Below are 18,994 nucleotides of genomic sequence, written 5' to 3' on the forward strand. Positions count from 1 at the left end.
TCGTCGAATGTGATGCCGCGGGTGCCGGTGTCGCAGAGCAACCGGTCGATGGTCTCCTGCGAGATGGGGACCGGGTTGCCCTCGATCTGCCCGTGCGCGGCGGGTTCGGTCGTTCCCGTCTCTTCGCCCGGGACCGACGTGAGGGCCTTCTCGGTCACGATGACCCGCACCGCCGGCCGGCGGCCGCCGAAGACCCGGCCCGGGTCGGTCTCGCCGGCGATCTTCAGCAGCTGCACGAGGGCGTCCGCGGCGATCTGTTCGGTGCTGCGGGGGTCCTCCTGTGTCTTCTTCGCCCAGGCGGTGCGGTCCGCGTCGACGAAGCGCACTCCACCGCGGCGGGGGCTGGTGATGGAGTCGAAGGTGGAGAGCACGAACTCGCCGTCTTCGGGGGCGAAGAGCCCGTTCAGGCGCACGTTGCCATTGGCGAGCCGGTAGACCTTCAGGTAGCGGTCGTCGTGGGCCTGCTTCTCGCGGGCGGCGATGCCCGCCTCGTCGAGCCAGTCGCGCATCCGGCGGGCCCGTTTGAAGACCTCGTCGGCATTCAACGCTGACACCTCCGCCAGGAGCGCTTCCAGCGCCACCGCGAGCTTCTCGGCGGTGACCGAGGTATCTATTTGGCCGAGCCCCGCGCGAATCGACTCGGCCGCGTCGACGGAGAGGGTGCCGGCGGTGACGGCCCGGGCGATCGGTGCCTGCCAGGGCACCTTCGCCTCGACCTCGGCGACCTCGGCGGCATCCGCGTCGGGCGTCGAGAGCGCCGCCTCGACCAGCCTGTCGGCTGCCTCGGCNTGCCTCGGCATCGGCCATCATCGTGCCGACCGCGACCAGCTTGTACGCGTCGCCCTTCGACGAGCCGGTCGAGTTCTGGATCAGGGCCTCCGGGGAGAGATACCCCTGCCGCGCCGCCAAACCCGAGTGCCCGAGCTCCGGCCGGGAACGCTCGGCGATGGTCGCCGCCATCCAGGCGGCATAGGTCTCGACGAGACGACGGATCGCAGCGATTCGCTTCTGGCCGGCCAACACCTCGGCATCGGGCAGGGCCGAAAGGTCGGCACTCGAGGAACCCAGCCGGGCCACGGCATCGGCCGCCTGCCTGAGGTCTTCCGCGAGATTGATCATGTTACGGGGATACCTCATTGCGAACACAGAGTTGAGAGTTTGGCAGTATTTCACGACTCAATGCACTGTAAGTTTAGAAGGTTTGTTCACAAATTCAGGGAGTGCCTCACCGGGTCTCGCCCAGCGCGACCACCGGGTCGGGAGCCCTCTGAGGCTGGGCGGCCGCACCATTGCTCCCGGGATCAGTCGGGCCTACCATCCGTCGCAGCCCCGCTTCGGCGCCGCCCTGTCACTCATGATCAATTCGACGGGTTCCGTGACCGTGCGTTCGAAGCCGCTCCTGACAGTGACGGATCTCGACGACGCCGCCAAGAAGACGCCGGCGTATCGGGCTCCCGGCCACTAGGTCTGCAGCGGCGTTCTCCCGTTCTCGCGGCGCATCCCTGGGCACGCGGATGCGGTGACGCCCCGAGCCGGATGGCTACCGGCTGACACCTACTCCGCCCAGTTGCCCGAAACGACGACGACCAGTTTGCAGCGTGGACATCGGTGACAGGACTCGAGCCCCTGAGCGGTGTCCACACCGTCGGGGGTCATTTCGGCCCCGCACGCCGGACACACCGGGCCGTCACCGTCGAAAGCGAACTCTTCCATAACCCCAGTCTGCGGCGTCCGTGCGGGCCGGTGCCGCGGCAACCGTCTCGCGCGCATCGTGCGCCGTTGCGCGCGTGGCACGCAAGGCGCGCAGCGGCGCAGCTCCGGCGCAGTTCCGGCGCGACGCCGACTGGCGGCGACGCGGACAGGAATCGGCACGCGAAGCGGAAAGGGGAACGAACGGGCACTGTGCCATGCTGGCCGAATCGACGATCGGGGGCTCTCAGTGGTGCGTGACCACGGCTCCGAGGACGCGTACTCGCTGGCCCAGCGCGATCCGGCCTACCTCGCGGCGGTTCGGGTCGCTTACTCGGGAGAGAAGAACGTGCTCAACGCCCTGTGGTGGGCGACTCACCCCTCCGAGGCGGCACCGGATGGCTCACCGTCCCCGGCAAACCAGCTGCGCGACCTCCAGAAGCGCGTCTTCGCGGCGAACGGCGACTCCGTCGGCGATCCGAGGGCCACCGCCGCACTGCGGGAGCTGCAGGCCACGGTGGCCGCCGACCGTGCCGCGATCGCCGCCGCGATCCGTGCGGCCGAATTCGAGGTCGACACCCAGCCGCCCCGCTCCCCCGGTGAGTCGACGGCACCGAGGGAGACGGGTCCCCGAACGATGCACGAGGGGACGAACGAGGGTTCGCTCCAACCGTTTTTCGAGGAGGTACTCGACGAGACTGCGCTGCCCGCCGGGGGACGCGACCGCAACGCCCTCCTGATTCTCGGCATCCTTGTCGCACTGGGTGTCGGTTTCGTCGTCGGCACTCAAACGAATGCCTCACTCGTCACCGCGTCGCCTTCCGCGGATCCCGTGAACGCGGAGGACACCTGCGGCCAGGTGAGTGACGTTGTGACACTGATGCACAATGCGTACGGTTCGCTGCTCGCAGAGCCCTCAACCCAGCAGGAGTTCGAGGGAGCCGCACGGCTCGTTGCGCGGCTGAGCGCCCGCGTGGACACCGTGCCCGGCTCCGCGGTGGCGGACCAGGTAGAGGCCCTGAAGGGCCTGCTGCCGTCGTCGGCCAGCGAGCAAATCGATCCGCTGTCGACAGAGTGGGGGCAGGCTCTCGCCCGTGTCAGCGCGGCCTGCAGCGCTGCCGGGTTCGACATCAGCGTGGACGCCTGGATTGGCGGCTGACGGTACCGGCCCGGTCGGGAGCGCGCTTTCTCGGATGCATGGACCTGCGGTTTGATGCCCTGGACTTTCCGTCGTGGGCGCCCGCGCCGCAGATCAGGCGGTGCGCCCACGCCCGCCAGAATCGCGGCGCCGACCTCGGCCGGCCTGGTGAACTGGAGCCAGTGCCCGGCGGGCAGGTCCACGTACTCGACGTCGTGCAGGCGGGCCAGCTCCGCCACTAACGGATACCCGGCGGCGATCCACTCGGTGAGCAGCGCGAACGGGATCTCGCAGGAGCGGTGCGGAGGCATGGGCTGCCGCGGGACATCCGGTGTGCCCGCGGCACCAACCTCGGAGATTTTCGCGCCACTCCGCACAGACTGGCTGGGGTGACCCAGTGTTTCCCGAAAAATCTCCGAGATAACGGCCAGCACGGCGTAGCGCGCACCGCCGCCGACATCACCGGCCGGGCAGGCCACAGATGCGTTCACGACGAGACCGACGACCGTCACGACGGCCCCGACGAAGACGATCCCGACCCTCGACCGTGGCGCTACCGGCATTCCCCGGCCGCACTTCGGCGGCCCTCCGAGTCAGGCAGAATGATCGCATGCCGAACAACGAGTGACCGCTGCGCTCTGTGAGCCAGGACCCGGACGCACCTGCGCTGCCGCGCGGCGCCTGGCCCGGCACCCTCGCCCCGATCGCGCAGCTCCTGGACAGCGGCCTCGAGCTGGGCCCGGTGACCGTCTTCGTCGGCGAGAACGGCGTCGGCAAGTCGACCCTCGTCGAGGCCATCGCGGGCGCCTACGGGATGGGCCCGGAAGGCGGATCGACCGGGTCCCGGCACACCACCCGTCGGAGCGAATCCACCCTCACCGACCACCTGCGGCTGACCCGGGGCCTCGGCGCCGGCCGCGGCGGCAGCGAGCCGGTGTTCCACGAGCGCTCGCACGGCGAATCCTTCCTCCACCTCGTCACGGCACGGTCCCGCTACCCGGGCTTGTGGATCCGCGACGAGCCGGCGTCTGCCCTCTCCTTCACCGGTTCTCTCGCCCTGATCCGCGGCCTGCAGGACATCCTGAACGCGGGCGGAGCCCGGGTCATCCTCTCGACGCACTCCCCGATCCTGGCGTCGCTCCCGGGCGCCGCCATTTACGAGGTCGGGCCCTGGGGTTACCGCCCGTGCGCCTGGGAAGATCTTGACCTGGTGCGCGACTGGCGCTCCTTCCTGGCGGCCCCGGAGCGCTACCTGCGGCACCTGATCTGACCCGGGGCAACCGACGGCCACCGGCCGCGACCGGCACCCGCTCTCACCATCGGCCGGGCCTCAGTTCTGCAGGAACGTGGTGACGTACGCCACCGTGTCGGCCGGGCTGACCCCCAGCTCCCGCAGCCGTTCGACATAGGTCTTTGCCGCGCCGAGCGCCTGCTGTTCGACCGAGTCCGGTGCGGCCTTGACGAAGGAACCGGCCCTGCCGCGGGTCTCGATGAACCCCCCAGCCTCGAGTTCCTTGTAGGCGCGCGCCACGGTGTTCGGCGCGAGCACCAGGTCAGCGGCGAGCCTGCGCACCGTGGGCAGGCGTGTTCCCGCGACCATGGCCCCGCTCCGGATGTGCGCAATGACCTGCACGCGCAGCTGGTCGAACGGCGGTGTCGCCGAGCGCGGGTCGATGCGGAGGATCACTGCGGGCCGACCGGGCGCGAACCGGCATCCGTGTGGAGGGTTCGCCGAAAGTGACGCCGTGACGAGGTGAGAACGGATGCGGCGGCACCCGCGCCCAGCACGGCCAGCCCGAACAGGTTGAACGCCTCCACGGAGGCTACGCCGCCACCGATTCCCGGTCGCACCGCCATCGCGATCTCCTGAACGCCGAAGAAGACACCAAAAGCACCGAGGAAGAACGCGGCGGCGACCAGATCCCGGATCGCGGCCGAGCGCATCGCATCGTCCCAGGCCAGCTCCTGCTCCGACGCCATGGTCTGGGGACGCGCGACGACGATGCGACCGCCGATTTCGAAGGCCGCGAGCGCCGCAACGGCCAGCCCGGCCACGACGACCGCCACGCTGAAGGACTGCGGGAAGACGGAGAGCTGCAGCGTCCAAAAAACAGGCAGCACTACCAGCACACCGACGACCGCCAGGTTGAGGAATACGGTGCCACGAACGCCGACGCGTTCCCACCGCGGAACGTAATCGGCCAAGCGGGTGCGCCGCCCATGGGCAACCCGCTCACCCTCACCGGTCCTCGCCACCTCGCCGGCCACGGCTGCGATCGCGCCACCCAGCACCCCGACGATCACGAAACCGCCAAGCAGGAACACGGTGGCCGGACCACTGCGGTCCGCCCCGATGAAGTACACGAGGAAAATCGAGACGATCACGCCGAGGAAGCCGCCGCCGGAGAAGCCCCGTACTCTCCGCACCTGGGCCGCCAAGACCATCGGATGCGAGGCGTGCGGAAGGCCGAGCCCGGCGACCGTTGACGCGTGGGCGACGAGCCGACGCTGCACGGCGGGAACGTGGGTCAAGACCCACAGCAGCACGCACGATCCCACGAGCAGACCGGCTGCCGTCCACGTGGACACGGCGACGTGGAAGATCATGTTGGACCAGACGTCACCGAGCATCAGATCCCCCCTTTGTGTTCTAAGTTTTGTATTATCTTATCAATACAAGTATGAATACACAACAGGGATCCCGGCGTGCTGCTGTTCTATCGCCGCGCCATATGAGCTCGGAGCTCGACCTCCGGAGCTGGTGTGATTCGCCGTTGACGTCCACGGTCACCTCGCGGATCGTGCCGGTGAACCAGAACGGTCTCGTGTACGCCGGCGTCACCGGGGAGTCCGGGTCGGCATTCCCTTGCCCGCCTTCAGGTCGGGCGGTCCGGTCGGCAGAATGTCAGGGCAGGAGACGGTACAGAGTTCGCCCACGACGGAATCGTGCGCGTGATCCGTCGCCGTCCTTGACATCGAACGAGCAACCCGCGGCCGGGCACGCACCGCCCGGCTCGGCTCGGTTCAGCGGGCCAGCATGCCCGGCAGCAGCAGCGGCGAGAAGATCATGACGAAAGCCAGCACATTCAGGGCCACCGTGCCCCAGAACGCCTGCCGAAAACCGGCCTTCTTGGTTTTGTGCCGCAGCACCTGCTGCGCCACGATCGCGCCCGGCCAGCCGCCGGCGAATCCGAGCAGCAGCAGGGTGTTCTCCGGCACCCGCCAGCGCGCGGCGACCGCGGCGGACTTGTCCATGGCGTAGGCGACGAAGCAGACGAGGCTGACGGCCAAATAGAACGCAGCCACCCAGATCGAGACCGGTCGGTAGGCGTCGACGACGAGATAGATCGACGTGAAGGCGACGATGGCGAGGTAGGCGCCGGCTCCCGAACCGGTGCGGGCGGGCATCCGTCGCCGCGTGCCGGTCTGCCTCGTTCGTGAGCTCTGCCGCCTGGGCCTGGTCTGCCTCATCTGTGTCTCCTCGCGGCAGCGGCTCAGTCGAGGAAGTCGCGAACGACGGTGTCGAGGGCCGCGACCGTCAACGCGATCGAGCCGATGTCGATGCGCTCGTCGTTGCCGTGGAACAGCTGCCGGAAGGTGCCGTAGTCCCAGTGCCGGCTGAGCAGGGCGAAACCGTAGGCAGGGACGCCGCGGCGGCGGTAGAACCGCGCATCGGAGCCGCCGACGCTGAGCACCGGGAGCAGGTCGGCATCGGGGTAGGCCCGGCGCACGGCCCGGCCGAGCGAGTGGAACAGCGGCGTGTCGACCGCGGACCGGGTCGCCGCGGCGAATTCGTCGCCCTCGATCGTGACGTCGTCGGCCAGGTCGCCGAGCGCCTCCCGCAGGTAGGCGTCGACGTCGGCGGCTGACAGGTCGGGCAGCACCCGGATATCGAGGGTGATCGTGGCGAGCGCGGGGATGACGTTGTCCTTCACCCCTGCCGTCACGATGTTGGGCGAGATGGTGGTGTGGGTGGATGCGTGCGCGAACCCGGCCAGGCTGCCGAGCTCGTTCAGGGCGCCATCGATCCGGTGCGGGTCGAGCAGGCGCGCGGCAAGGTCGGGTTCCAGTTCGAGGGCCTGCACATATCGGCGCCAGTCGGCGGTGATCTGCACCGGGGCGCGGTAGCGGGCCAGGCGCCCCACGGCATCCGCCGCGATCACCGCGGCGTTGCGCGCGCCCCACGGGGCCGACCCATGGCCGGGGGTGCCGCGCACGAAAAGCCGCCGACCGGCGATACCTTTTTCGCCGACGGCCGTCGAGATCAGCGGCCGCGGCCCGACCATGGCCCCGCCGGATTCGGTGAGCACGGCGTCCGCGTCGATCAGATCGAGCCGGTGCTCGGTGAGCCATTCCACGCCGAAGTGGCTGCCGTCTTCCTCGTCGGCAACCGCGGCGAAGATGAGGTCGCCGCGCGGCCGGAACGGTCCGGTCGCAATGGCCCGGGTGACGACCGCGTAACTGGCGGTCAGGTAGAGCATGTCGAGGGCGCCGCGTCCCCAGATCTCGCCGTCGATGATCTCGGCGCCGAAGGGGTCGCGGCTCCAGCCGCCGTCGTCGACCGGCACCACGTCGAGGTGGCCGACCAGGGCGAGCGTGGGCGCCGTGGGATCGGTGCCCCGGATGCGAGCGATCAGTGAGGCGCGGCCCGGATGCGGTTCGACCACCTCGAGGTCGAGTCCCGACCCGGCGAAGAACCCCTCGAGCGTACGCACGCTGCGAATCTCGCCGCCCGAATCGGGAGTGCCGTCGTTGACGCAGGCGTTGCGGATGAGGTCGCGCAGCAGGTCTACCGTCTGGCGGGTCAGGGCTTCATGGTCGCTCATGCGCACGCTGGACGGAGATGGTGCGCGACAGTCGATTCCATGGTGGCGGCCAGTCCTTTTGTAAAGTGCCTGAACTCTACCGGGTGAGATCGGCCGCGGCGCACGCCTGGGCGGCGGCCGCCCGGGAAACCGCGTAGCGGATGTGCACCCGGAGCGGTGAACCGACGGGAATCTTCGGATGCTGGAACTCGGCGGTCGCGGTCATCCCGAGTCGTTCCATCACGGCCCGCGACGGTTCGTTGATGACCGCCGTGATCGCCTGCACCTGTTCGAGCTCGAGCCGCCCAAAAGCGAAATCGAGGGCCGCCCGGGCGGCTTCGGTGGCGTAGCCCTGGCCCCAGAAGGAGCGGGCCAGCCGCCAGCCGACCTCGAGCCCGCCGGGTCCGGGGATGAACGCGGGCACGGGAGCGAGCCCGGTGAAGCCGATGAAGTCACCCGTCGACCGTTTCTCGAGCGCCCAGAGCCCGTAGCCGTGCGTCTCGAAGAGCCGGTCGGCCCGGCCGGCGAGCGCGTCGCTCTGGGCCCGGGTCAGCCGAGACGGGAAGTACCGCATCACCTCCGGGTCCTCCCCCATCGCGGCGAACGGCGCCAGGTCTGACTCCCGCCAGCGGCGCAGCAGGAGGCGGGCGGTGCGGGTCTCGAGCGGCATCCGTCCAGACTAGTGACCCGGACCCCCGCGGGTGGTCAGGGAATCCAGTTGAACTCGTCCGGGTCGGGGCCGGTGCGCTCGTTGCGGTTCAACGCCGTGATCGCAGCCAGGTCGTCGGCAGTCAATTCGAAGTCGAAGAGCGCGAAGTTCTCCTCGACCCGACTGCGGGTGACGGACTTCGGGAACACGATGTCGCCACGCTGCAGGTGCCAGCGCAGGGTGACCTGAGCGGCAGAGCGGCCCAGGCGGCCGGCAATGGCCGTGATCACCGGGTCACCGAGCACCCTGCCCTGCGCGATGGGCGACCACGCCTCGGTCACGATGCCGTGCTGTGTGTTGAACGCACGCACGTTGTCCTGGGTCAGGTACGGGTGCACCTCGATCTGGTTGACGGCCGGCACTGTGCCGGTCTCGTCGAGGAGGCGCCGCAGGTGCTGCGGCTGGAAGTTGGAGACGCCGATGGTCTTCACCCGCCCGGAGGCGTGCATCTCCTCCAACGCCTTCCAGGTCTCGACGAAGTCGCCGACGGCCGGCAGCGGCCAGTGGATCAGGAAGAGGTCGAGGTAGTCGAAGCCGAGGGTCTCGAGCGTCTGCTCGAAGGCGGCGAGGGCATCAGATCGGGAGTGGAAGCCGTTGTTGAGCTTGCTCGTGACGAACACGTCGGCCCGATCCAGGCCGGATTCGCGCACGGCCTCGCCGACGCCCTGCTCGTTGCCGTACATCTCGGCGGTGTCGATGTGGCGGTAGCCCACCTCGAGGGCGGCGAGCGTCGACCGCCTGGTGTCGGCCGGCTCAATTTGGTACACGCCGAACCCGAGCTGCGGGATCGTCTCTCCGTTGTTGAGGGTGATGCGGGGAACGGATGTCGTCGGTGCTGCGGTCATGTCGTAGAGCTCCTTTTGTCGACGAGGCGCACGGAGAAGACTGCGCGCCCCACCTTGACCTCAACGGCGCACGGTGACGCGAATTCCCCTTCAAGGCCGATCGACAGGCTCGAGACCCGGCGGGCGCCGGCGAGGTGCTCGACGACCTCGACCTGACCGTCGGGGCAACGTCGATGATCTGCAGCCCGCGGCAGATGCCCAGCCGGCCGGCCGTGACAGTGGGCAACCGTGATACTCCTGCCTGGGCGGTGGACGGGCCTGCGTCGCCGTCCTATGCTCGATCTGGGAACGCCGGAGTGTCGATGGTGGTGTGAGGATGGGGTCCATGCGGTCACGGTGGTTGATTCCGGTCGCGGTTGCGGCGGTTCTGAGCTTTGCGATGTCCAGCGCGTCGGCGCCCACGGCGGCTTGGGCGCAAAACCCGGTCGACTTCGGCGCCAGCCACATCGTCGACACGGTCGACGCCGTCACCGCCCGCGCCGACGAGGTCACGGCCGCGTTCGACGAGCTCTATTCCGAGACCGGGGCCGACCTCTTCGTGGCCTACGTCGACAGTTTCACCGGGGTCGAGGACCGCGAGCAGTGGGCCGACCAGACGGCTGACAACAACGGCTTCGGCACCAACGACGTGCTGCTGGCCGTGGCGACGGATGACCGCCAGTACCAACTTTCCGTGGCCCCCGACTCCGCCCTGACGGATGCCCAGCTCCAGGAGATCGAGACCGTCGCCATCGAGCCGGCTCTGCGCCAGAACGACTGGGCTGGCGCCGCGATCGCCGCAGCCGAGGGTTTCTCCGCGGCTCTGCGGGGCGAGCCGGTCTCGATCGGCGAGATCACCCCCGGGGACGAAAGCCCCGGCGGCGGTGCGGGCGGGTTCCTCATCGTCGTGTTCGTGGTCATCGCCGTGCTGGTTCTTCTGGTCGTCGGAGCGGTCATTCTGCTCGCCCGACGCGGACGGGGACGTGCCGTGCCAGCCGGCGCCGGGGCGCCGACCGGGCTGCAGGCCCTGCCGACGCCCGAGCTCAAGCGGCGCGCCTCGAGCACCCTCGTACAGACCGACGACGCGATCCGTTCCAGTGAGCAGGAGCTCGGCTTCGCGGTCGCCCAGTACGGCACGGAGGTCACCGCCGCCTTCCGGGCCGCGCTCGAAACGGCGCAGAAGCAGCTCAGCCAGGCGTTCACCCTGCAGCAGAAGCTCGACGACGCCGAGCCCGACTCCGAAGAGCAGGCGCGCGCCTGGTACGCCGCGATCATCGACCTCTGCAGCCAGGCCAACCTCACCCTCGATGCGCAGGCCGACGACTTCGACGAACTGCGCCAGCTGGAGAAGAACGCGCCGGAGGTCGCCGCTGCCGTGTCCCAGGGTGCCGAGGCCGTGCGGGCCCGGCTCGCCGGCAGCGAGGAGAGCCTGGCGACCCTGGCCGCCCGGTACACCGACGTGGCGCTCGGCACGGTTGCCGACAACCCGGCCGAGGCCCGCGAGCGTCTCGCCTTCACGGAGACCGCTCTGGCCCGGGCCACCACCCGGCTGGGTGCCGGCGATACGGCGGCCGCGGCCGTGGACATCCGTGCGGCCGAGGAATCGGTCGACCAGGCGCGGTTGCTCCTGGACGCCGTGGACCGTCTGGGCACCGACCTCGCCGGCGCGACCCGGCAGCTGGCGGCCACGGTCGCCGAGCTGCAGACCGATCTGGTGACCGCGGGCAGCCTGCCTACATCGACCGAGGCCGCCGCCGCGTTGCCGGGAGTGATCAGCCAGACCGAACACATTCTCGCCGAGGTGCGCGCTCGCTCCGCGGCCGGCCGGATCAACCCACTCGAGGTGATGGCGATGCTCGACGCCGCCAACACCGCGATGGATGCCGCACTGCAGGGCGTGCGGGACGCCGAGGCGCAGGCCCAGCGCGCCCGGGCCGCCCTCAACCAGAACCTGCTCGCCGCGCGCGCTCAGGTGTCGGCCGCGGAAGACTTCATCGGCGCTCGGCGCGGGGCGGTGGGCGCGGAGGCGCGCACCCGGGTCGCCGAGGCCGGCAGGGTTCTCGTGGAGGCCGAATCGCTGGCCGCCACCGACCCGGGTGCCGCTCTCGCCGCCTCGCAACGGGCCAACTCCCTGGCCGCGGCCGCCATCGCGGGCGCCCGGAACGACGTCGACGGGTTCGCCGGTCAGGTTCCGGGCGGCTACGGTCCCGGCTACCGAGCAGGCGGCAGCGGCGGGAACGGGGTCATGGGGGCCGTGCTCGGAGGAATCCTGATCAACACACTCCTCTCCGGCGGCGGGGGCGGCGGGGGTGGCATGTTCGGTGGCGGCGGCCGGCGCGGCGGCGGCGGCGGCTTCGGCATGCCCGGCGGCTTCGGCGGTGCCGGTTCCCACTCACGCCGGGGCGGGGGCGGGCGGTTTTAGAAACCGGCGACGTCGCAGCCGTTTCGGCCGTCGCAGCCGTCGCAGCCGTTGCCGCCGTGTCAGCCCGCACGGCGGCCCACACGTCTTGACCAGCACAAACCGACACACTGGAGGTCAGCCGATGCTCCGGAACTCGAAAGGACACCGCACAATGACGAAACAGTCCATCTTTGGCCGTATCTCCCAGTTGGCGAAAGCGAACATCAACGCGCTTCTGGACTCCGCAGAAGACCCGCAGAAGATGCTCGACCAGATGGTTCGCGACTACACCAACAGCATCGCCGACGCGGAGAGCGCGATCGCCGAGACGATCGGCAACCTGCGCCTGCTCGAGGACGACTACCGGGAAGACGTCGAGGCAGCGACCGAGTGGGGCGGCAAAGCCCTGGCCGCGAGCCGCAAGGCCGACCAGCTGCGCACCGCCGGAAACGCGGCCGACGCCGACCGTTTCGACAACCTCGCCAAGGTCGCCCTCGGCCGTCAGCTGCAGTCGGAGAAAGAGGCGAAGCTGGCCGAGCCTCAGATTGCCTCGCAGACGGCCGTCGTGGCCCAGCTCAAGGACGGCCTCAACAAGATGAAGGAGAAGCTGAACCAGCTCTCCGCCAAGCGCAGCGAACTGATCGCCCGGTCGAAGACCGCCGAGGCGCAGACCAAGGTGATGGATGCCGTCAAGAGCATCGACCTGATGGACCCCACCAGCGAGGTCAGCCGCTTCGAGGACAAGATCCGCCGCGAGGAGGCCCGCGTGCGGGGCGCCAGCGAGCTGGCCGCGTCGAGCCTGGACGCCCAGTTCGAGAGCCTCGAGGACCTCGGCGAGCTCACCGAGGTCGACGCCCGCCTCGCCGCGCTCAAATCCGGCGGCGCCGGCTCCATCACGCAGTAGCCTCCAGCGCAACCGGGCGCCGACGGGAACATCCCGTCGGCGCCCTGCGTTGTTCCTAGCATGACAACTCTTGGAATCATCGGCGCCGGCAACATCGGCAGTCAGCTCGCACGACTCGGCGTGGCCAACGGATACGACGTGGTCGTGAGCAATTCGCGCGGCCCCGAAACCCTCACTGACCTGATCGGCGAGCTCGGCCCGCACTCCCGCGCCGCGACCCCCGCCGAGGCCGCCACGGCCGGCGACCTCGTGGTCGTGACCATCCCGCTGCACCAGATCCACACCCTGCCCACGACGGAGCTGGCCGGCAAGCTCGTGATCGATACGAACAACTACTACCCGCAGCGCGACGGCGACATCGCCGCACTCGACGACGAGAGCACCACCACGGCCGAGCTGCTCCGCGATCGCCTGCCGGAGTCCACGATCGTGAAGGCGTTCAACCACATCTATGCTGCCGATCTCACCGAGCACGGTCAGCCGGCCGGGTCCGTCAACCGGCGCGCCCTGGTCATCGCCAGCGACGACGCCTCCGCCGCCGCTACCGTGACCGCACTGCTGGACCGCTTCGGCTACGACACCGTCAACGTCGGCGCGCTCAGCGAGGGCTGGCGCATCCAGCGGGACACCCCCGGCTACGGCCCGCGCTTGAACGCGGCCGAGTTGCGGGACGCGACGGACGCCGCTGCGCGCTACCGCGACCAATAGGCGCTGCGCGGAGATCGGCCCGATCCAGCACGAAAATCCCGCGCGCGGGGAAGCTCTGGGAGCATACTGAAGTATGGCTCCCTCCTTCGTTGTCGTGCCACAGTGGCAGGGTTCGGTTTCTCCGCGCGCGATGCGCCTGAGTGACGGGGCGGAGGCGATCCGAGGTGATCTTCCCTACTCCGTCACCCGTGAAGTGCCGGTGCCGGTCGAGGCCGGCGATTCTCTCGACACCGGCATCGACCGCTTCTCCACCCTGATGATGGTGCGCGAACGCCTCACGGCTGCACTGCACGGCGGCGCTGGCCCGGTGGTCACGATCGGCGGCGACAACGGGGTGTCCCTGGCGGCCGTCGAGCATGCGTCGCGGCAGCATCCTGATGACCTGGCCGTGGTCTGGCTCGACGCCCACCCCGACCTGCACACCCCCGACACCTCACCGTCCGGAGGTTTCACGGGGATGGTGCTGCGCGCCATCACCGGCGAGGGTGCCGCCGGCCTGACCCTCGACCCGGGTGAGCGCGTTCCTCTGGAACGCGTCGTGATCGGCGGCGCGCGCGCCATCGACCCGGCCGAGGACGCCCTGATCCGGGACCTCGGAATAGTGAGCCTCCCGGTCGAGGACCTCGACCCTCCCGACGCGCTCGTCGCGGCCCTGCGCGCCACGGGCGTGGGCACCTTCTACCTACACCTCGACCTGGACGTGCTCGACCCGTCGGCGCTGGCTGGCCTGGCCGACCTCTACCCGTTCGGGCTGAGCGTCGACACCCTGAACCGGCTGATCACCGCCCTGCGCGCCGAATTCGAACTGGCCGGCGCCACCATCGCCGGCTTCGCCCCGGCCTCGCCGGAGGCCGCCACCGACGACCTGCCGAGCATCCTGCGCATCATCGGCGCGCTGACCCGACCTGCTCAGCCATAGCATGGGAGCGACGCGCCAGCGTCACGAGGCCAAGGGAGGCATCCGTGAACGAGCAGCACTCCGTTTCCGATCCGTCGAGGATCATCACCGAGAGGCGCGGGCACGTGCTGCTGATCGGGTTCAACCGCCCGGAGAAGCGCAACGCCGCCGATCTGGCGCTGCTGATGCAGTTGGCCCTCGCCTACGGTGAACTCGACCGCGACCCTGAGCTGCGGGTCGGCCTCGTCTACGCGGTCGGCGACCACTTCACCGCCGGTCTTGACCTGGCCGACATCGGCCCCCGGCTTGGCCCCGACGGCCTCGACATGGTGCCGCCCGGCGGCATCCATCCGTGGCAGGTCGACGGGCCAAGCGTGTCCAAGCCCGTGGTGATGGCCGTGCAGGGCACCTGCCTCACCCTCGGCATCGAGCTGATGCTCGCGAGCGACATCTCCGTGGCGTCAGAGTCCACCCGCTTCGGCCAGATCGAGGTGGCGCGCGGCATCCTGCCGTTCGGCGGCGCGACCATCCGCTTCCCGCGCGCGGCCGGCTGGGGCAACGCCATGCGCTGGATGCTCACCGGCGACATGTTCGACGCCCGCGAGGCCCACCGCATCGGGCTCGTGCAGGAGGTCGTGCCGGACGGCACCCAGTTCGAGCGCGCGCTGGAATTGGCCGAGCGGATCGCCGCCCAGGCCCCGCTGGCCGTGCAAGCCACGCTGGCCAACGCCCGCACGGCCGCGCGGGAGGGTGCCGCGGCCGCCGAGGCGGGGCTACAGCCGGCCCTGGCCCGCCTGGCCGCAACCGAAGATTCCCGCATCGGCATGGAGGCATTCGTCAGCCGCCGGCCGGCTACTTTCGTGGGTCGTTAGGCTGGCAGCACCACCTCATCGGAACTACAGCACCACTCAGCTGCACCACTGACCAAAGGAGAGACGGATGTCTGCCGCCGCCAGCACCACCCCATCTGACCCTGCCGCCAAGAGTTACGACGTCATCGTGATCGGCGCCGGCGCGGCGGGTGAGAACGTCGCCGACCGCACGACGCAGGCAGGCCTACGCACCGTGATCATCGAGGCCGAGCTGGTCGGCGGCGAGTGCTCCTACTGGGCCTGCATGCCGTCGAAGGCGCTCCTGCGCAGCGGAGCGGCCCTCGCCGCAGCCCGGCGCGTCGCCGGTGCGGCCGAGGCCGTGACCGGCGACCTGGACATCGCGGCCGTTCTGCGCCGCCGCGACTCCTTCACGAGCAATTGGTCCGACGAGGGCCAGGTGCGCTGGCTGGAGAAGACCGGCATTACCCTGATGCGCGGCCACGCCCGCCTCACCGGCGTGCGGGAGGTGACCGTGACCGCTGACGACGGCACCACGACCGTGCTGGTCGCGGCGCACGCCGTGGTCGTCAGCACCGGGTCGGCGGCGCTGCTGCCCGATATTCCCGGTTTGGCAGCCGTGTCGCCGTGGACCAGCCGCGAGGCCACCAGCGCCCCCGGAATCCCGGACAGTCTGGCGATCATCGGCGGCGGCGTGGTCGCCGCCGAGATGGCCACCGCCTACGCCGGGCTCGGCGCCGAGGTCACGATGATCGTTCGGAGCGGTTTGCTCGGCGGTCAGGAGCCCTTCGCCGGTGAACTCGTGCTCGCGGCCCTCCGGGGGGCGGGCGTCACCGTGCTGACCGGGGTGTCGACCACCGGGGCGGCCCGCACCGCCGGCGGCGACGTGACCCTCACCCTCTCCAACGGCAGCGGGGTCACCGCGACCGAGGTACTCGTGGCCATCGGCCGGGTTCCCCGGAGCGCGGATGTCGGGCTTGAGACCGTGGGCCTCACACCGGGCGACTGGCTCGAGGTCGACGACACCCTGCTGGTGCGGGGCACCGCGCCGGACCTGACCCGGGACTGGCTGTATGCCGTCGGCGACATCAACCACCGGGCCCTCCTCACCCACCAGGGCAAGTACCAGGCCCGCGCGGCCGGTGACGTGATCGCGGCCCGGGCCGCCGGCAGGCCCGTCGACGACGCCCCGTGGGGATCGCACGTCGCCACAGCCGACCATGCCGCCGTGCCGCAGGTCACCTTCACCGACCCCGAAGTGGCATCTGTGGGACTGACCCAGGCTGCTGCCGAGAAGGCCGGGTTCCGCACCCGGGTGCTGGACTACAACCTGGGCCAGGTGGCCGGGGCATCCGTGCACGCCGACGGCTACACCGGGTCGGCGCGCGCGATCGTGGACCTCGACCGTGAGGTTCTGATCGGGGTCACCTTCGTGGGGCCGGATGTCGCGGAGCTGCTGCACGCGGCCACCATCGCCGTGGTCGGCGAGGTGCCCATCCGCAGGCTGTGGCACGCCGTGCCGAGCTACCCCACGCTGAGCGAGGTCTGGCTGCGGCTGCTCGAGGAGTACGGTCGTCCGTAGCCGCACTTTCGCCCTCGCGGCGCACTCGGTGGAGGCTGGCGCACTTTCCAACCCGCGCCACCTTCCACCACCTGCCCCGCGCCACCTTCGCCGTGAATCGATCATGGGAAACCCAGGCTTCTATCGTGGGGGCCACCTACGCTAGAGGAGTGCGCCGCATCCTCTTCGACTCCCCCATCAGCCGGGCCGGCTACCTCTACGCCACCACGGTCGGCGTGATCTGGGGTTGCATCTGGAGCACGGGTACGGTCGAGCGCCGAGGCGGCCTCATCGTTTTTCGCGGGATGCCCGCCTGGGCATTCGGACGCGGCGGAGCCTGTGTCGGCGGCTGCTACCTGACCAACCAGAACGTGTCGATGGCCATCCTCGAACACGAGGCCGTGCACAAACGCCAGTGGCAACGCTTCGGGATGGTTTTTCCGCTGCTCTACCTGGCGGCCGGCCTCAATCCGCTGCAGAACCGCTTCGAAATCGAGGCCGGCCTCAAAAAGGGCGGCTATGTCAAATAACCCGGAGGGACCCAGAATGACCGCACGCACCATCGTGATCACCGGCGCCAGCGACGGGATCGGCGCCGCCGCCGCCCGCGCCCTCAGCCAGTCCGGGGACCGAGTCGTGATCGTGGGCCGCTCGCCAGCCAAGACCGCCGCGGTCGCCGAGGCACTGGGTGCCGACTTCCTCGTGGCCGACTTCGCCTGCCTCGACGAGGTGCGCACCCTTGCCGCCGAGCTGCAGGAGCACTATCCGCGCATCGACATGCTCGCCAACAACGCCGGCGGCATCATGGGCGACCGCGTAACCACCGTTGACGGCTATGAGAAGACCTTCCAGGTCAACCACCTGGCTCCCTTTCTGCTCACCACGCTGTTGATGGACCGGCTCGTCGCCAGTCGGGCCCGGGTGATCAACACGTCCAGCGCCGCCAACCAGCTCTTCGGCAAGATCGACCTCGACGTTCTGCAGGGCGAGACGAAGTATTCCGCGAACAAGGCGTACGGCGACGCCAAGCTCGCGAACATCCTCTTCACCAGGGAACTCCACCGCCGCTACAGCGACGAGGGACTCACCACTGCAGCCTTCCACCCCGGTGTGGTGGCAACGAGCTTCTCCACCGGGTCGACGACCCTCATGCGCCTCATTTACCAGACTCCGCTCAAACGCCTGCTGCTCGGCGCTGAACAGGGAGCCGACACCCTGGTCTGGCTGGCCACCGCGACGCCGGGCACCGACTGGGCATCGGGCGAGTACTACGAGAAACGCCGCATCCAGAAAGCGAATAAGCAGGCCTACGACTCCCAGCTGGCCGCCGCCCTCTGGGAGCAGAGTTCCGCGCTGGTCGCCGCGCACTCGGCGCCTCTGGCCTCCTAGCCGGAGCCTCCGGCACGAGGCTTCCGGTGTCGGATTCGTGCGGGGTTCGGGTCGCGGTGCGGAACTCCAAACGGGAGAGACTTCGGCTGCGCACCGGGCTCGCCACTGCTCCGGACGATGGGCCCTGCCACCCTGCGTCCTGCCTCCCCGGGTCAGGGCGGCCCGCGTGCGCGTGTGGCCAACTCAGGACATCCGTCACCTGCAGTTACCCGCCGGTGCGGAGCAGTGCAGGATCCGCACGGATGTCCGGGAGGCCCGGACGGATCTCCTGAGTTGGCCACACGACGAGCCGGACGTGCCGCGGCACCCGTATGGTTCGGGCGCCCACCCTGAGCTCCCTCGTGGCCGAACCGGTGCAGCTCGGGGCCGGTAAACGTGGCCCGGATGAATGGGGACGACAGCCGGAGCACGTGCGCGGCCGAGTGGCGCAGAATGGTCGGCAGCTCGCGCGGGGGCGGGTGGCGCCGGGCGCATCCGTTGAGGTAAGCAAGTCCCAGGTATGAAATGCCTGACCTTACGAGAATCCACCGGTTCACGGTGGCAGATCGGGCCGGTGGCGCGCATGATGGTCTGGGGGCGTCGCGGTCCCCAATGAATGTCACCCCAGTGGAGGAACAGCATGAGCTACGCACACACCGTCACGGTCAATGTCTCGTTCGACGAAGCGGTCAGGATGGCCCGGGAAGCACTGGCCGACCAAGGATTCGGCATACTGACCGAAATCAACATGCAGTCCACCTTCGCCGCCAAGCTGGGCCAGGAGGCCGCCGACGCCGTCGGCGACTACCTGATTCTCGGCGCCTGCAATCCCGCCCTGGCCCAGCGGGCCGTGACCGCCGACCCGGGCATCGGCGCTCTGCTCCCCTGCAACGTGGTCGTGCGCCGCCACGCGGGGGCCGGTGAAACCACCGTGGAAGCCCTCGACCCGGCCATCATGGCGCAGCTCAGCACGAAACCGGAGATCAAGCAGGTCTCCATCGAAGCGGATGCCCGGCTGCGCGCGGCCCTCGCCGCCGTGCTCGCCGGCGCCGCGCAGTAACCTTGGGCCAGGCTTGATCAGGCGGGAAAACGTTGACCAGCGGGGGAATCAATGAACGAACGCACCGAACAGGTGATCGGACCCGGTCCAGGATCCGGG

General features: G+C 69.6%; 20 protein-coding genes. 13 read left to right on the top strand and 7 right to left on the bottom strand.

Annotated elements, in window-relative coordinates; all coding sequences use genetic code 11:
- A partial coding sequence (locus tag E3O22_RS05245) for a DUF222 domain-containing protein (RefSeq protein WP_134397079.1) occupies nt 1–800 on the bottom strand: 800 nt, incomplete at its 3' end.
- 11 nt (nt 801–811) lie between these two features.
- Here E3O22_RS05245 and E3O22_RS16185 point away from each other — a divergent pair.
- From E3O22_RS16185 to E3O22_RS05265, 4 genes are all read left to right on the top strand, one after another.
- Entirely contained in the window at nt 812–973 is a 162-nt protein-coding gene (locus E3O22_RS16185; RefSeq protein WP_166785241.1) for a hypothetical protein, read from the top strand.
- A gap of 228 nt (nt 974–1,201) precedes the next feature.
- A complete protein-coding gene (locus tag E3O22_RS16275) occupies nt 1,202–1,465 on the top strand; it encodes a hypothetical protein (RefSeq protein ID WP_241976526.1) in 264 nt (87 codons plus the stop codon).
- 474 nt (nt 1,466–1,939) lie between these two features.
- On the top strand, nt 1,940–2,848 hold the full coding sequence (locus E3O22_RS15860; RefSeq protein ID WP_166784570.1) for a hypothetical protein: 909 nt from the start codon (nt 1,940–1,942) through the stop codon (nt 2,846–2,848).
- A gap of 619 nt (nt 2,849–3,467) precedes the next feature.
- Nucleotides 3,468–4,097 carry an AAA family ATPase gene (locus tag E3O22_RS05265; RefSeq protein ID WP_241976527.1) on the top strand — a complete coding sequence of 210 codons (630 nt, stop codon included), beginning with the start codon at nt 3,468–3,470 and terminating at the stop codon, nt 4,095–4,097.
- 60 nt (nt 4,098–4,157) lie between these two features.
- On the opposite strand, the gene E3O22_RS05270 is transcribed toward E3O22_RS05265, so the two are convergent.
- The 6 genes from E3O22_RS05270 to E3O22_RS05295 all read right to left on the bottom strand — a co-directional run bounded on the left by E3O22_RS05270 (nt 4,158) and on the right by E3O22_RS05295 (nt 9,186).
- Nucleotides 4,158–4,514 carry a GntR family transcriptional regulator gene (locus tag E3O22_RS05270; protein ID WP_347232367.1) on the bottom strand — a complete coding sequence of 119 codons (357 nt, stop codon included), beginning with the start codon at nt 4,512–4,514 and terminating at the stop codon, nt 4,158–4,160.
- Nucleotides 4,511–5,458 (bottom strand): hypothetical protein, encoded by a 948-nt coding sequence (locus E3O22_RS05275; RefSeq protein ID WP_134395953.1) that lies wholly within the window; start codon nt 5,456–5,458, stop codon nt 4,511–4,513. Before E3O22_RS05275 ends, E3O22_RS05270 begins: the two co-directional genes overlap by 4 nt.
- 393 nt (nt 5,459–5,851) lie before the next feature.
- The gene (locus E3O22_RS05280) at nt 5,852–6,298 is read right to left on the bottom strand and encodes a DUF1294 domain-containing protein (RefSeq protein ID WP_134395954.1); all 447 of its coding nucleotides are present in this window, start codon (nt 6,296–6,298) and stop codon (nt 5,852–5,854) included.
- A 23-nt stretch (nt 6,299–6,321) separates the two neighbouring features.
- Complete coding sequence (locus E3O22_RS05285) at nt 6,322–7,653, bottom strand: M20/M25/M40 family metallo-hydrolase (RefSeq protein WP_134395955.1); 1,332 nt, start codon at nt 7,651–7,653, stop codon at nt 6,322–6,324.
- Nucleotides 7,654–7,729: 76 nt separating this feature from the next.
- Nucleotides 7,730–8,302: a GNAT family N-acetyltransferase gene (locus E3O22_RS05290; protein WP_134395956.1), complete on the bottom strand. Its 573-nt coding sequence runs from the start codon at nt 8,300–8,302 to the stop codon at nt 7,730–7,732.
- Nucleotides 8,303–8,337: 35 nt separating this feature from the next.
- Nucleotides 8,338–9,186 carry an aldo/keto reductase gene (locus E3O22_RS05295; protein ID WP_134395957.1) on the bottom strand — a complete coding sequence of 283 codons (849 nt, stop codon included), beginning with the start codon at nt 9,184–9,186 and terminating at the stop codon, nt 8,338–8,340.
- A 325-nt stretch (nt 9,187–9,511) separates the two neighbouring features.
- Here E3O22_RS05295 and E3O22_RS05300 point away from each other — a divergent pair, with 325 nt between their 5' ends.
- The 9 genes from E3O22_RS05300 to E3O22_RS05340 all read left to right on the top strand — a co-directional run bounded on the left by E3O22_RS05300 (nt 9,512) and on the right by E3O22_RS05340 (nt 18,895).
- Nucleotides 9,512–11,587 carry a TPM domain-containing protein gene (locus E3O22_RS05300; RefSeq protein ID WP_134395958.1) on the top strand — a complete coding sequence of 692 codons (2,076 nt, stop codon included), beginning with the start codon at nt 9,512–9,514 and terminating at the stop codon, nt 11,585–11,587.
- Nucleotides 11,588–11,738: 151 nt separating this feature from the next.
- Nucleotides 11,739–12,470: a PspA/IM30 family protein gene (locus E3O22_RS05305; protein ID WP_134395959.1), complete on the top strand. Its 732-nt coding sequence runs from the start codon at nt 11,739–11,741 to the stop codon at nt 12,468–12,470.
- A gap of 60 nt (nt 12,471–12,530) precedes the next feature.
- Nucleotides 12,531–13,178: an NADPH-dependent F420 reductase gene (locus E3O22_RS05310; RefSeq protein ID WP_134395960.1), complete on the top strand. Its 648-nt coding sequence runs from the start codon at nt 12,531–12,533 to the stop codon at nt 13,176–13,178.
- 73 nt (nt 13,179–13,251) lie between these two features.
- Nucleotides 13,252–14,097, top strand: coding sequence for an arginase family protein (locus tag E3O22_RS05315; protein ID WP_134395961.1), 846 nt, complete (start codon nt 13,252–13,254; stop codon nt 14,095–14,097).
- Between the two features lie 44 nt (nt 14,098–14,141).
- The gene (locus tag E3O22_RS05320; protein WP_241973267.1) at nt 14,142–14,948 is read left to right on the top strand and encodes a crotonase/enoyl-CoA hydratase family protein; all 807 of its coding nucleotides are present in this window, start codon (nt 14,142–14,144) and stop codon (nt 14,946–14,948) included.
- A 67-nt stretch (nt 14,949–15,015) separates the two neighbouring features.
- Nucleotides 15,016–16,488: an NAD(P)/FAD-dependent oxidoreductase gene (locus E3O22_RS05325; protein WP_134395962.1), complete on the top strand. Its 1,473-nt coding sequence runs from the start codon at nt 15,016–15,018 to the stop codon at nt 16,486–16,488.
- Nucleotides 16,489–16,637: 149 nt separating this feature from the next.
- Nucleotides 16,638–16,997: a Fe-S oxidoreductase gene (locus E3O22_RS05330; protein WP_370448447.1), complete on the top strand. Its 360-nt coding sequence runs from the start codon at nt 16,638–16,640 to the stop codon at nt 16,995–16,997.
- Between the two features lie 16 nt (nt 16,998–17,013).
- Nucleotides 17,014–17,856, top strand: a complete 843-nt coding sequence (locus E3O22_RS05335) for an SDR family NAD(P)-dependent oxidoreductase (RefSeq protein WP_134395964.1) — start codon at nt 17,014–17,016, stop codon at nt 17,854–17,856.
- Between the two features lie 619 nt (nt 17,857–18,475).
- The gene (locus E3O22_RS05340) at nt 18,476–18,895 is read left to right on the top strand and encodes a DUF302 domain-containing protein (protein WP_134395965.1); all 420 of its coding nucleotides are present in this window, start codon (nt 18,476–18,478) and stop codon (nt 18,893–18,895) included.
- Nucleotides 18,896–18,994: the final 99 nt, after the last annotated feature.

The organism is Cryobacterium sp. TMT2-18-2, assembly GCF_004402245.1.
Taxonomy (GTDB): Bacteria; Actinomycetota; Actinomycetes; order Actinomycetales; family Microbacteriaceae; genus Cryobacterium; species Cryobacterium sandaracinum.